Genomic DNA, 13,140 nt, shown 5'->3' with positions numbered 1-13,140 from the left:
GGACCGGGGCGCCCGGGGCGTCGGGCAGCGGCTGCCTCTCGGGGACGGTGTCGGCCTCCCCGGCGGCAGCCTCCTCGGCCACGACGGTCGTCTCGTCGGCCTCCACGACGACGGTCTCGTCAGGCGCGGCCGCGGGCTCACCGGGCGCGTCCCCGGCATCGGCGGCGGCGAGGGCTTCCGCGGCCACCGCGGCCTCGCCCTCGAGCTCCTCGGGGTCGACGGGGGCCGCCCCGATGGCCACCTCGGCCACGGTCTCCCCGGCCACGACCTCCTCGGGGACGTCGAGGGGGCTGCCGCAGCTGCTGCAGAATCGGGCGTCCTCGCCGTTATCGTGGCCGCAACGGTTGCAATGCATACACATCTCCTCACTGTGAGCACGGACGATGCAACGTACCGTCACAGGATACGGGTCCGGTGGGACCGTGGATTACCCTGCACAGTCTTTTTAAGATTCCCGCAAGCGGTATTCCTCAAACCATGCCGCAACCGGAACATCAGCCGTAGACCGGCCTGACGGGGGCCAGGGCCGGCAGGTCCCTTCAAACCCCGTCGAAGACCTTGCGGCCTCCCACGTAGGTGGCGAGGACATGGGCGCCATGGAGGGCGTCGGGGTTCTCGGAGAGGGGGTTGCGGTCGATGACGACGAGGTCGGCGAGCCTGCCCGGCTCCAGGGTGCCCAGCTCGCGCTCGCGACCCACGGCCACGGCGCCGCCGAGGGTGAGGGCGCGCACGGCCTCGGCCGCGCTCACGCGCTGCTCGGGCAGCCAGCCGCCCGCGGGGTCCCCCGAGGCGTCCCGGCGTGTCACGGCGTCGTGGACGATGGCGGCGGGGTCGCAGGGCACGCAGGGGGCGTCGGTGCCAAAGGCCATGGGCACGCCGCTGTCCAGGTAGGTGCGGAACGGCCACATGAAGGAGGCGCGCCCCTCGCCGAGGTCGCGGGCCGGCTGCGTGACGTCGATGACGATGTGCTGGGGCTGCACGGACGCCACGACGGCGGCGTCGCGCATGCGTGCCACGTCGGCCCGCTCGAGGTTCTCGATGTGCTCGAGGCAGTTGCGCCCCTGGGCAGGCGCACCGAAGCGCCCCTTCGCCTCCTCGAAGATGGAGACGCCCTCGTGCACGGCGGCGTCGCCGATGGTGTGGATGCGCACGGCGATGCCGGCCTCGGCGGCCTTGAGCACGATGGAGCGCATNTGCTCGGCGGGGATGGCCGGGTGGCCGCAGTCGCCGGGGAAGCGNGGGTTGGCGTAGGGCTCCAGCAGCCACGCCGTGTGGGCGCTGCTCACCCCGTCGAAGAACTGCTTGACGCCTGGGGCGCGTAGCATGGGGCCAGTGAGCTCNGNCTGCAGGCGNTCGATGCGGGAGAGGTCGCCGTCGAGGGGCAGCGTGGGGAACAGGTGCCCGCGCACGGTGAGCTCGCCGGCGGCGTCGAGGTCCGACCACACGTCGTCGAGCACGGCGTCGCAGCCGGGGATGGCCGAGAGGCCCATGTCGCACACCGAGGTGACGCCGCGGNNGATGAGCTCGTGGAGCCAGTCGNGAAACACCTGGNGGAGCTGCTCCCTGGGCAGCGACTCCAGCACCCGGGCCACGTAGTACATGCCGGCACCCTCGCGGAACACGCCGGTGAGGCGGCCGTCCCCGTCGCGGTCGAAGGAGCCGCCGGCCGGGAGCTCGGTGTCCTCGTCGATGCCCAGCTCGCGCATGGCACAGGTGTTGAGCCAGAGGGTGTGGGAGTCGCCGGAGTACATGGCCGCGGGCGTCGTGGGGAAGTAGGCGTCGAGCGAGAGGCGCGTGGGGGCGATGGGCGGGTCCCAGAGCATGTCGCGCCAGCCGTGGGAGAGGGCCCAGGTGCCCCAGGGGCGGTCCTTGGCAAAGTCGTACATGCGGNCGGCGCAATCGGCCTCGGAGGTGCCGCAGTACTCCATGGCGAGGGCCGAGGGGAAAAGTGCCGAGTGGAACACGTGCTGGTGGGCGTCGTGGAGGCCGGCGCAGACGAAGGCGTCGCCCCAGTCTTCCACCTGCGTGGAAGAGTCTTGGTAGAGATGGGCGTGGTCCGGGTCCACCACGGCCACGANGCGGTCGCCGTCCACCACCACGGCGGCGGGGNGCGTGCGGTCCCCCAGCCCGTCGAAGACGTGGCGGGACGTGATGATCCGCGTGGCCATGGCCCTCTCCCCTGTCCTCGAGGCTCATTCAAAGGTGCAGTCGCCCACCAGCATACGCCTACCCGGCCCCGGGGCCGAACCGGCGTCCACCGCGACCCGCCGACGGCCGGCGGGGCGGCGGCTGTCATGCGGCGCCGGCCGCACAGTGGGTGTCACTTTGGTCGGGTTCTTTTGCTGTCACACGGCCCCGACTGTGCAGCAACGCCGCCACCCCGCCCGAAGCGACTGACGGACCGGGCGCCCCGGAGGCCGCAGGGCGCCGCCCGCACAGCACGGACGCACAGTAAAGGCATCGTGCTGCAAGGGGGCCTTGCCGTGCGTTCGCCAAGCCCCCTTTGCGTCGAGGAGGACTTGGCGAACGGTTTTCGAGGAACAGGCGGGCCTTAGCGAGCGGCCAATCGCACGACAAGGGGCCTTTGCGTCGAGAGGGGCCTACTGTGCGGCCTTGGTGCGCGGCGTTGCCGAGCAGCCCTTCCCCTCTCGTCATCCTCTCGTCATCATCGGCCGACTTGGTGAAATGACAAATGTCGCCGCCCTCTTTATCGCAGTTGCCGCCTAATATCATGGCACCTTGGAAGGATGAGAGGCGGCACGGGAGACGCACCCCGTGCCGCCTCTAAGAAAAACGCCTGAAAAGAGGGCGAGCCGCCAACGTACCCACATAGACCCAGAAGAGCGCCTCGCAAACCACCGAGAAGACACGATCCGCCACAAGGTCTCCCGCACCAGAGCGCACAAGGGGATACCATATAAAACCAGATATCATTATCACCGTTACCGCAACAAGAACGGNGCCCNNTACGGTGCNTAGAACATTCAGGTGCGNGGGCACTGGGTTGGAACGCTCGAGACGAATCTGCACCCAATTAACAAGTCTCCGCCAATCCATAGCGTTAAGCCGGCCGCGATCCTGAGAACGGACCGTATCCAAACCAATATATCATTGACCTATAATTTGTATCATTGTAGAATCGGACAACCCAGTAACTCATACCAGCATTGCTGTTGACGTAGATACCGATAGCACAGTAAACAGATGCAGTGTTACCTACGAGATTAACAATTGCATTGTATACTTCTCGTACTTTCCCCGAACCAATCCCGAGTCCTATCAAAGTTGCGGCGAAGCTAGCCCAGGGCATAATATTGCCAAGATACATTGTACTATTATATTGATATCCAGCAGGAATCCTGCGAATAGCCCGCCCACTCCCATCNAATCCAATTGAGCTCTCAATATATGGCGCACCATTCAAGCTAACAGTTACACGCTCTTGAGAAACCAGTGCTTCTGCCAAATNACCGGTGGAGTCATCGAGCNCAATAGCTTTGCAGGTATCCGTTGAAGACGCGTTTGATGGAGCCGCATGGGCCATCTTTGGTGCCAGTGACGCAACCGCACATACACTCGCCAGGCCGAACAGCCCGCGCCTTGTCAAGTCAATTGAACTCATTTTAACTCCTTTCTTTTGTCGATACCGTCATTCAATCANACGTCTTGANTAGATTCATTAGCAGATTGCACACTTATGCTGAACGGTATCTATAAAGTGGTAAACGGCGCATCGTTTATCCATTGTCATTCGATTGCCGCACACTTTGTTCTTGGCCACAAACAAGCAGATTCGACCACATCGCCTTGAACCGCGACAACGATGAGTTAGGCCGCTCCCGGTCGCCTGCACAGCAGACTTACCAACCCATCCGTGGCCNGTGGCAGGAGAACGACGGCAGGCGCCCCCACCCCTTCCGGAGGGGTGGGGGCGCCTGCCGATTACATATAGGTTCAAATAGGATAAGTGACAGATGTCACCGTCCCCATTGTCACGACACGCGACGCCTGGCTAGTCGTCGAGGTAGCGGGCCAAAAACTCGCGGGTGCGGGGCTGCTCGGGATCGCCGAAGATCTTCTCAGGCGCCCCCTGCTCGGCGATGACGCCTTGGTCCATAAAGACCACGCGATCGCTCACGTTCTTGGCGAAGGCCATCTCGTGGGTGACCACCACCATGGTCATGCCGCCCTCGGCCAGCTTGCGCATGACCTCGAGCACCTCGCCCACGATCTCGGGGTNGAGGGCGCTCGTAGGCTCGTCGAAGAGCATGATCTGCGGGTTCATGCAGAGGGCGCGGGCGATGNCCACGCGCTGCTTCTGACCGCCGGAGAGGCGCTTGGAGTCGGCGTGGGCGAAGTCCGCCAGGCCCACGGAGGCCAGGTGGTCGAGGGCCACCCTCTCGGNCTCCTCCTTCTTGAGCTTGCCCAGGGTCACCGGGGCCAGGGTGCAGTTGTCGAGCACGTCGAGGTTGTTGAAGAGGTTGAACCCCTGGAACACCATGCCGATGTCGGCGCGCAGGGCGTTGACGTTGGTCTCGGGGGCCATGAGGTCCTGGCCGCCGAACCACACGTGGCCGGCATCGGGGGTCTCGAGGAGGTTGAGGCAGCGAAGGAGCGTGGACTTGCCCGACCCCGAGGCGCCGATGATGGTGAGCACCTCTCCCGGGGCCACGTCGAGATCGATGCCCTTGAGCACCTCGTGGGAGCCGAAGGACTTGCGCAGGCCCTGGACCGAGATGAGCGGGGCCTGGGCGGCGTTGGGGGTGTCGGCTGCGGTCATGGTCGCCCCTCCTTAGGACTGGCGCGCGCGGGCGGGCGCGGCGGCGGGATCGGTGGTGGAGCCCACGGGACCCGGGGCCTCCANGTCGAGGCGGGCGGCGAGCATGGTGAGGACCTTGGAGAACACCATGGTGAGAATCAGGTAGACCACGGCCGCGATGCAGTAGGCCTCGAGGCCCTNGTAGTAGATNCCGATGACGCTCGTGGTGGCAAACATCAGGTCGAACACGCCGATGATGGAGAGGACCGAGGAGTCCTTGNTGTTGACGATGAGCTCGTTGGACAGGGCCGGGATGGAGTTCTTCACGCCCTGGGGGAAAACGACGCGGCGCATGGCCTGCCACTGGGAGAGGCCCAAAGAGCGCGCCGCCTCGAGCTGGCCGGGGTCGACGGCCTCGATGCCACCGCGCAGCACCTCCATCATGTAGGCCGTGGAGTTGAGGCNGATGGTGACGAGGCCGTCCCAGAACGGAGACCACACCGCGTTGATGTGGGCNGTCTCCCAGCCTATNCCGCGAAACACCGCGAGGCCGGCGAAGTAGACGATGGCACCCTGCACCATCATGGGCGTACCGCGCACCACGGTGGAGTAGAGACGGGCGAAACCTGCACCCACGGCCTTGAAGAAGCGCACGGCGTCGTTCTCGCCGCGGTCGGGCGTCTGGATGCGCAGGAACACGAGGAGCAGCGCCAGGAAGAAAGCGATGACCGTGCCGAAAAGGGCCAGCTCAATGGTGGTGGTCACGCCGGTGACAAAGAGCTGGCGACCGTTGTAGAGCATGTAGACGGCACTCTCGAGAAAGCCAGAAGGGTTGGTGGGGCTGGCGATGGCGCCCTGGCAGAGGGCCACGAAGTGGGCCACGGGTCCCAGGCAGAACAGCGCTATGGCGCAGGCCCACACAAGGTAGCTGAGATAGCGCAAGGGCTTTCTCAGCGTGGCGCGGGCCAGCGGGCACCGGCTGCGGTAGGCGCCGCGCAGGACCGCCTTGGCCACGAGCGCCACGGCCGAGAACACGAGCCAGGCAAGGCACGCAACGGTGAGCGCGCGCCCGGCCGCCCCGAGCGGCAAGGTGGCCGTGCAGGCAAGCGAGAAGGCGGCCACGGCGCTCGTGCCGAGCAGCACGTAGGGGTGGTCGCTCTTGACAAAGCGGGCCAAGCGGNGGAAGAANCCGGCCCCTTCGGGCAGGGGCTCGGCATAGGGGTGGAGATTTTCCTCCTCGCCGAGGACGGCCTCCTCGAGCCTGGAATCGGGTACTCCAAGTGCCATGGCAACTCCTTATCGATGGCGAAGGAGCGCCGGACGCACCTCGGGCGCCCGGCGCTCTCAAAAAACAGATGGCCTGGATGGCCGAAAAGCCTAGGCAGGCTGGCGGTCGCAGGCGGCCGTCCAGATCTCCTGGCGCTCGGTGTCGGAGATGGCGTTCACGGCGTCGTTCACGGCGTCGGCTTTCTCATAGCCCTTGGCGTAGCCCACCGAAGCGGGGTTGGTGGTGGCAAAGCCCTTGCCNTCGGCGAACNGGATGGGAACGAGGTTCTCGTTGGAGCGCATGTAGCCCTCCTNGTTCATCTTGGGGTAGGTGACCGCGTCCACAGCGCCCTGGGCCAGCTGAGAGAGAACGGCGGGCATGGNNTCAANGGGGTTGGCGNGGGTGGAGTCGGGCATCTCCTCGCCAATGACGTCGTCGTAGAGGGTGGCCTTCTGGCCCATGACGGTGGCGCCGGCGAAGTCGGCCAGGCTGGTGGCGTTCTCGTAGGGAGAGCCCTTCATGACGAAGATGCCGATGCTGTCCTCGATGTAGGGGTCGGAGAAGTCGATGGACTGACGACGCTCCGGCGTGTCGCTCATGCCGGCGATGATGAGGTCGATCTGGCCGTTGTTGAGGGCGTCCACCAAGCCGTCGAAGGAGAGCTTCACGGCCACGGGCTCGGCGCCGAGGGCCTCGGCCACGCGCTTGGCGATCTGAACGTCGTAGCCGTCGGCGTAGGCGCCGGAGACGTTCTCGATGGGGATGGTGAACTCGGTCTCCTCGGTGGCCTGCCAGTTGTAGGGGGCGTAGGCGACCTCNATGCCCACACGCAGGGTGGTGCCGGAGCCGCCCTCGGTGGCCTCGGCCTGGGCGCCGTCGGGGGCGGTGCCGCAGCCCGCAAGGGCCGTGGCGGCGACGGTGAGGGCGCCGGCGGCGAGGAAGCCGCGGCGGGTGAGGAAGCCGGAGGCGGTGCGCTTGGGCAGCCCGCCGTTCGTCGAGGACTGGCGCACCGGGGAGGTGTTCTGGTCGTTCATGGCTGCTCCTTCGCATCCAGACGGGACGGGCCCTATGCCCGTCGGTGGGTCCCAGAGTACGATAAAGACGAATACCGAGGTAGGACGCGGTGCCTCCCTTTCACTGCATAGAAACAGTATGCACCCGCAATCCTATGCATCATAGGCCGGATAGGGGAACACGGGTATAAAGTAGCTGGCAAAGTGCATGAATCCGTGAATAGAAACGCGTATCACAGCGCTTTTCAATCGGCTCTATCCGTCAAAAGATACGGCTCTATTGACCACCTATTTGAATAATAGCTGGTAGATTTACTATCATTTATCACACCCATGAGCCAAGCGGCGTATATGTCAGCTGTTTCTGTATACAACCTGTAAGTCAGTGGAGGCAGCAGGCCTCCACGAGGCGGCGCAGGAACGCCACCCCTTGGGTGAAGGACCGCTCCAGGACACGCTCGTCCGTGCCGTGGACGCCGCGGGAGCTCTCCCCCGCGTCCACCACGAATGCCGAGAACCGCAGGCACTGGTCGCAGACGCCCTCGTACATGCGGGCGTCGCTGGCGCCGACGGCCAGGGTCGGCACGAGCGGCACGGGGGTGCCGTCGGGCTCCGTGAAGAGGGGTGCGGCGGCCTGGCGCAGACGCTCCATGCCCCAGCCGTCCCAACGCGAGACCGCGGAGGGCGGATTGGAGCCGCCCATGAGGGCCACCTCCACGCCGAGGTCGGCCACGAGTTCCCGAACCGCGGACACGAGGCCCTCCAGGGTCTCACCCGGCAGCAGGCGGAAGTTCACGGCCGCCCCCATGTCCTGCGGCATCACGTTGGGCACGGAGGCGCCGCCCTCCATCATCGTGGGCGCGGCCGTGGTGCACACGAGGGGGTAGGTCTCGGGGTCCCGGGCCAGCAGGGTGGCGAGCTCGGTGGCGCAGGCGTCCACGCGGCCCGGGTCCCCTTGGAGGAGGTCCGCCACCGGCCCGCGGGAGATGCGGGGCGCGAGCTCTCGGAACATGGCCGCCACGGGCCCGGTGAGCCGGGGCTCCCCCACGGCGTCCAGAATGCGGGACACCGCCCGGCAGAGCCTGCCGAGGGAGGTGCCGCCCACGGGGTTGGAGGAGTGGCCTCCCGCCGACGCCGCGGAGAGCCACAGGTCGGCGTAGCCCTTCTCGGCCACGGCGACCCCCATCCAATGCCCGTCGCCGCCGAGGCCGGCGAGGTCGTGCACCAGGTAGTCGCCCTCGTCGACGAGGAACACCGGACGCACTCCGCGGGATCCGAGGGTGCGCGCGAGGGCGCGGGCACCCTCCTGGAGGCACTCCTCGTCGTGGCCGCACGCCACCACCACGCCGCGGCGGAGGGGGCGGCCTTCGGCGAGCACGAGCTCCAGGGCCTCGAGGATGCCGGCGAGCTGCACCTTCATGTCGATGGCGCCGCGACCCCAGACCCATGTGCCGTCGGCGGTCCCCGAGAAGGGGCCGTGGGTCCAGTGGTCCTCCGTCCCCGGCACACAGGGCACCACGTCCTGGTGGGCCATGAGCATCACGGGGTCGAGGCCCGGGTCGCGGCCGGGCAGCTCCAGCAGCAGTGCCTGGGGACCGCCGCCGGCCGCGCCCTCCACGAGGGTCTCGGTGGCCGCGGAGAAGACGCGGGGGTAGTGGGACCTCAGGTAGGCGCGCTGCTCCTCGAAGGCGCCCCAGTCACCCGACCCGTACGCCCCCGTGGCCACGGTGGGAAACGACAGGAGGCCGGCCAGGCGCCGGGCGGCCGCCGGGCCGTCGAGCCCGGGGCAGCCGTCGCCGGCGAGGAACGCGAGGACGCCGTCNCCACCCGCGGGCGGCGCTCCATGGGCACCCACGGTCACTCCGGCTGGCGCTCGACGGCGCCGTCCCACAGCTCCTGGCGCTCCGCGTCGGAGAGGTCGGCCAGGGCCCCGTTGATGGCGGCGAGCATGTCGTCGTTGCCCTTGGCCACACCCACGCCGGTGGTCACCACATCGGGGAAGCCCTCGCCCTCATCGAACCGCACCGGCACGATGCCGGGGTTGCTCCGCAGGTAGGCAGCCTCGTTCTCCATGTTGTAGGTGGCGGCGTCCGCGGCGCCCTGCTGGAGGGCGGCGAGCACGTTGGGCACGGAGGGCAGCGGGGTCATGTGCACCACGCCGGGGATCTCNTCGATGATGTCGTCGAGCNTGGNGNCCTTCTGACCCACGACGGAGGCGCCGGAGAGGTCCACGAGGGTCTTGGCGTCCTCATAGGGCGAACCCTCGCGCACGAACAGGCCGTAGGTGCCCTCGAAGTAGGGGTCGGAGAAGTCGATGGACTGGCGGCGCTCCTCGGTGGGGGCCATACCGGCGATGATGACGTCGATCTGACCCGAGGCCAGGGCGTCGATGAGGCCGTCGAACGAGAGCTTGACGGCCACGGGCTCACGGTCGAGGGCGGCGGCCACATGCTTGGCGACCTGGACGTCGTAGCCGTCCGCATAGGCGCCGGAGACGTTCTCGATGGGGATGGTGGTGTCCGACGCCTCCGTCACCTGCCAGTTGTAGGGGGCGTAGGCCGCCTCCATGCCCACCCGCAGCGTCTGGGACCCGGACCCGCCCTCGGCCGCCTCGGCCTGGGCGCCGTCGGGCGCCGCGCCGCAGCCGGCGAGCGCGACCGTCGCCGCCGCGAGGGCGCCGGCGGACAGGAACCCCCTGCGTGTGAGGACGCGGGCGGCGGGGCGCTTGGGCAGCCCGCCGTTCGCTGTGGACTGCTGCACCGCGGGGGCGCTGCTCTCGGTCATGGCCGCTCCTTCGCATCCGGGGACGGCACCTTTCCGGCCGCCGTTGGCACGAAAGGGTACGACGTCCCCCGGATCCCTGCGGCCACGGCCGGGGCAACAGTCGATGTATAGAAATAAAATTCNCTCTTGTTTCTATGCATCCATGGGCGTATGGGGTCAAATGTCAGCAAAAAAGCCGGTAAATGTACCTATCCAAACGTATAACCGGCCTTGCTTCCTCCGTTTTTGGGCGAATCCATGCGGCGATTCATACATTCAGGTTGCTATCAATTGCATACTTCGGCGTGAAAGGGGCGGGGTTTGAACCCATCGCCGCCCGGCAATGAATACGGGGCCGCAGGGACGCCCTTTGGGAACCGCCNCCCTGTCCCACCGGTCGTGTCCCGTCCCATCAGTCGAACAGGGCGGCGGGCGGCTGGCATGACAACCTGCCGCGCACCGACGGGCCTGTGGTTTTTGACGCGGCCGTGCCACAGCAGAGTCACGCTGGGAATAAAGGGACTAGAGGACTACCCCTTTGCCAGATAGGAGCACCCATGAGCCTCTTCGGCCTGTTCAACAAGAACAACGANCCCAACCTCGAGGGCATTGAGCCCATCGAGGCCATGGCCAACCCCACCACCATCGCCGCCCCTGTGACAGGTGCCGTCATCGAGCGCACGGATGTTGAGCGCGACATCTTCTCCGAGGGCCTCCTCGGCTGTGGCTGCGGCATCAAGCCCCAGAACGAGGTCGTCTACGCCCCCGTCAACGGCACCGTCACCGTGGAGTACGCCGGCAGCCAGCACGCCATCGGCTTCGTGAGCGAGGGCGGCGCCCAGGTGATCGTGCACGTGGGCATCGACACGGTGGCCATGGAGGGCAAGGGCTTCACCTACCTCGTGGAGCAGGGCGACGGCGTGAAGGCCGGGCAGCCCGTGCTCGCCTTCTCCCGCGAGGCCATCGCCGAGGCCGGCTACGACGACATCGTGACCGTCGCCGTCGTGAACGCCGACGACTTCGAGCGCGTGGAGCTCGTGCAGCACGGCCACGTGGACGCCGGCCAGATCCTCCTGGAGATCACCGACTAGCGCCACCGAGAACCGAGAAGACCGCCTGTCCCGCACCGGGACGGAGAGGCCCCCGCATCCCACCGGGTGCGGNGGCCTTCTTCGTCGCACGTACNCTCGCCGACGGCCGGTCGGCACCGCCGGCCGCGGCCGCTACTCGGCGGCGGGGCCGCCGCCCTTGGGCCGGTTGGAGCGGCGCCTGCGCCTGCGACGCGGCTTCTCCGCACCCTGGCCCCCCTGGGGCTGGCCCTTGGCATCCTGCTGCGGNCGCTGGGCGCGGGGCCTGTCGGCACCCCGGTCGCGGCGCTCCTTGGTGCCGCGTTCCTTGGGCGCGCGCGCCTCGACGCCCTGGCCGGGACGGCTCTGCCGGTCCTGGCGGCCACCGCCGTCGCCGGGGCGGCGCCTACGCGTCGCCTTGGGCGCGCCGGCCCCTCCCCCGCGGGTGTCCTGCNGGGCCTCGGCCCCGCGGCACTCCTGCATCTCCGCGCCCTCGCCAGCGTGGTGGCGCCTGCGGCGGCGCCCCGGGCGCTGCCCGTCGCCACCGGCGCTCTCTCCCTTGGCGGCCTTGCGGGCGGCCCGCTTGGCGCGCTCGGCCTCCTTGGCGGCGGCCTCCTCCTTCTTCTCGGCCACCTGCGCCCGGCGCCTACGGCGGCGCTGCTCGCTCACGAACACGATGTCGCTGTCGTCGAAGTCCTGCTGCCCCACGCCGTTGGCGCGGTCGAGCTCGGCGAGGGCCACCTGCACCTCGGAGGACTCCAGGGCCTCGAGCATGGAGCGGGTCACGGTGTCGGGGCGGCACGGGCAGTGATTCTCCTCGGCCTTCTTGCAGGCGCGCTCGGAGCACTCCATGCCGGCCAGGGGCACCTTGATGGACTTGCCGTTCTCCAGGCGCAGGCCCAGCATCTCGCGGGGGGTGTNGTACTCGCAGATCCTGGCCTTGCCGAGCGGGGTGTCGATCACGGCGTTCTTCTTGGGGGCGCGGCCCTNGAAGTCACGGTAGGNCTCGAACTCGTAGCGCAGGCAGCACATGAGACGGCCGCAGACGCCGCTGATCTTGNGGCTGTTGAGCGGGNGGNCCTGCTCCTTGGCCATNCGGATGGAGACGGGCTCGAAGCGGGTCTCCCAGCGGGCGCAGCAGAGCTCCTGGCNGCAGCNGGCANAGCCGCCCATGAGGGCGGCCTCCTCGCGCACGCCGATCTNGCGCATGTCGATGCGCTCGTGGAGGGCCCGGGAGAGGTCGCGCACGAGCTGGCGGANGTCCNCACGCTCCTCGGCGGCGAAGTAGCACACGCAGCGCTCTCCGCCAAAGAGGTACTCCACGCCCACGGGCTTGATGGGCAGGCCTGACTCCTTGGCCAGGCGGCGGAACACCGGCAGTGCCTCGTCGCCCTTGGCGGCGAGTTCCTCGGCGCGGTCGTAGTCCTCGTCGGTGGCCTTGCGCACGATGGGCTTGAGGGTGGCGTCGCCGATGGTCTCCCTGAGCTCGGTCTCCGAGACCTCGCGGACGCCCTCGGTCACGAGCCCCATCTCCAGGCCGCGCTCCGTCTCGCAGATGGCGTGGTCGCCGGCCTCGATCTGGGCCCCCGCGGGGTCGAACCACAGGTCGGAGAAGGCGAAGGTGAACTTCACCGGGATGACGCGGGNCATAGGGCCTCCTTGAAGGCGAGCAGCATGGCCTCGACGGCCAGGCGGGGGGTGACGTTGTGCGCGATGTCCGCGGCGGCGCGCTCGGCCGCCTCGCAGGCGGCGGCGACGCGCTCGGCACCGGCCGCGGCCAGGGCCTCCACGATGGGGGCGGCGTCGGCGTTGACGGGCGTGGCGGCGCGGTCCTGGGTGGCGACAAAGGCGTCGCGCAGCACGGACTCGCAGATGGCGACGGCCTCCATGATACCCGAGCGCTCCTTGGCCGCATCCTCGCGCCTCTCCTGCTCCTTGACGGCCTTGAGGGCGCCGCGGGTGAGGTACTCCTCGAGCAGGCGNTCCCGCTCCTCGCGCTCCCCGTCGGTCATCGCGCCCTCCCCGTCCGAGAACGACACGGCGGCCGCCTCGGCGACGGTGTCGGCCGCCTGGAGGACGCCCCAGCCGTCGAGCGACCCCAGGCGACCGAGGGTGTCGAGCACGGCGTCGCGCACGGCCCGGCGGGGCGCGCTGGCGAGCAGGGCCGCGGCGTCGGCGGCCGCGGGGCACACGGAGAGCGCCCAGGCGGCCTCGGCCTCGGAGACTCCGGCCGCGGCGGCCGCCTCGGCGACGGCGCTTGCGGCCGCGGAC

General features: G+C 68.2%; 9 protein-coding genes. 1 reads left to right on the top strand and 8 read right to left on the bottom strand.

Features of this window, described 5'->3' with window-relative positions:
* The 7 genes from JX283_RS06250 to JX283_RS06220 form a co-directional block, all read right to left on the bottom strand.
* Window positions 1-355: zinc-ribbon domain-containing protein (locus JX283_RS06250; protein WP_204829807.1), on the bottom strand; the 355-nt coding region annotated here is incomplete at its 3' end.
* A 184-nt stretch (window positions 356-539) separates the two neighbouring features.
* Window positions 540-2,168: an amidohydrolase gene (locus JX283_RS06245; protein ID WP_204829806.1), complete on the bottom strand. Its 1,629-nt coding sequence runs from the start codon at window positions 2,166-2,168 to the stop codon at window positions 540-542.
* 1,844 nt (window positions 2,169-4,012) lie between these two features.
* Window positions 4,013-4,780: an amino acid ABC transporter ATP-binding protein gene (locus JX283_RS06240; protein WP_204829805.1), complete on the bottom strand. Its 768-nt coding sequence runs from the start codon at window positions 4,778-4,780 to the stop codon at window positions 4,013-4,015.
* 12 nt (window positions 4,781-4,792) lie between these two features.
* Window positions 4,793-6,046, bottom strand: coding sequence for an amino acid ABC transporter permease (locus JX283_RS06235; RefSeq protein WP_204829804.1), 1,254 nt, complete (start codon window positions 6,044-6,046; stop codon window positions 4,793-4,795).
* Between the two features lie 90 nt (window positions 6,047-6,136).
* Entirely contained in the window at window positions 6,137-7,060 is a 924-nt protein-coding gene (locus JX283_RS06230; RefSeq protein WP_204829803.1) for a transporter substrate-binding domain-containing protein, read from the bottom strand.
* A 361-nt stretch (window positions 7,061-7,421) separates the two neighbouring features.
* On the bottom strand, window positions 7,422-8,894 hold the full coding sequence (locus JX283_RS06225; protein WP_204829802.1) for a M20/M25/M40 family metallo-hydrolase: 1,473 nt from the start codon (window positions 8,892-8,894) through the stop codon (window positions 7,422-7,424).
* Between the two features lie 2 nt (window positions 8,895-8,896).
* On the bottom strand, window positions 8,897-9,823 hold the full coding sequence (locus JX283_RS06220; RefSeq protein WP_204829801.1) for a transporter substrate-binding domain-containing protein: 927 nt from the start codon (window positions 9,821-9,823) through the stop codon (window positions 8,897-8,899).
* A 536-nt stretch (window positions 9,824-10,359) separates the two neighbouring features.
* Between JX283_RS06220 and JX283_RS06215 the strand changes: the two genes are divergently transcribed.
* Window positions 10,360-10,893, top strand: a complete 534-nt coding sequence (locus JX283_RS06215; protein WP_204829800.1) for a glucose PTS transporter subunit IIA — start codon at window positions 10,360-10,362, stop codon at window positions 10,891-10,893.
* A gap of 132 nt (window positions 10,894-11,025) precedes the next feature.
* On the opposite strand, the gene JX283_RS06210 is transcribed toward JX283_RS06215, so the two are convergent.
* A complete protein-coding gene (locus JX283_RS06210) occupies window positions 11,026-12,519 on the bottom strand; it encodes a regulatory iron-sulfur-containing complex subunit RicT (RefSeq protein WP_204829799.1) in 1,494 nt (497 codons plus the stop codon).
* Between the last annotated feature and the right edge of the window lie 621 nt (window positions 12,520-13,140).

Origin of the sequence: Olsenella sp. CU969, assembly GCF_905219715.1 — a bacterium.
GTDB lineage: Bacteria > Actinomycetota > Coriobacteriia > Coriobacteriales > Atopobiaceae > Granulimonas > Granulimonas faecalis.
The sequence above is the reverse complement of the archived record's forward strand: the minus strand, read 5'-3'. Positions and strand labels throughout refer to the sequence as shown.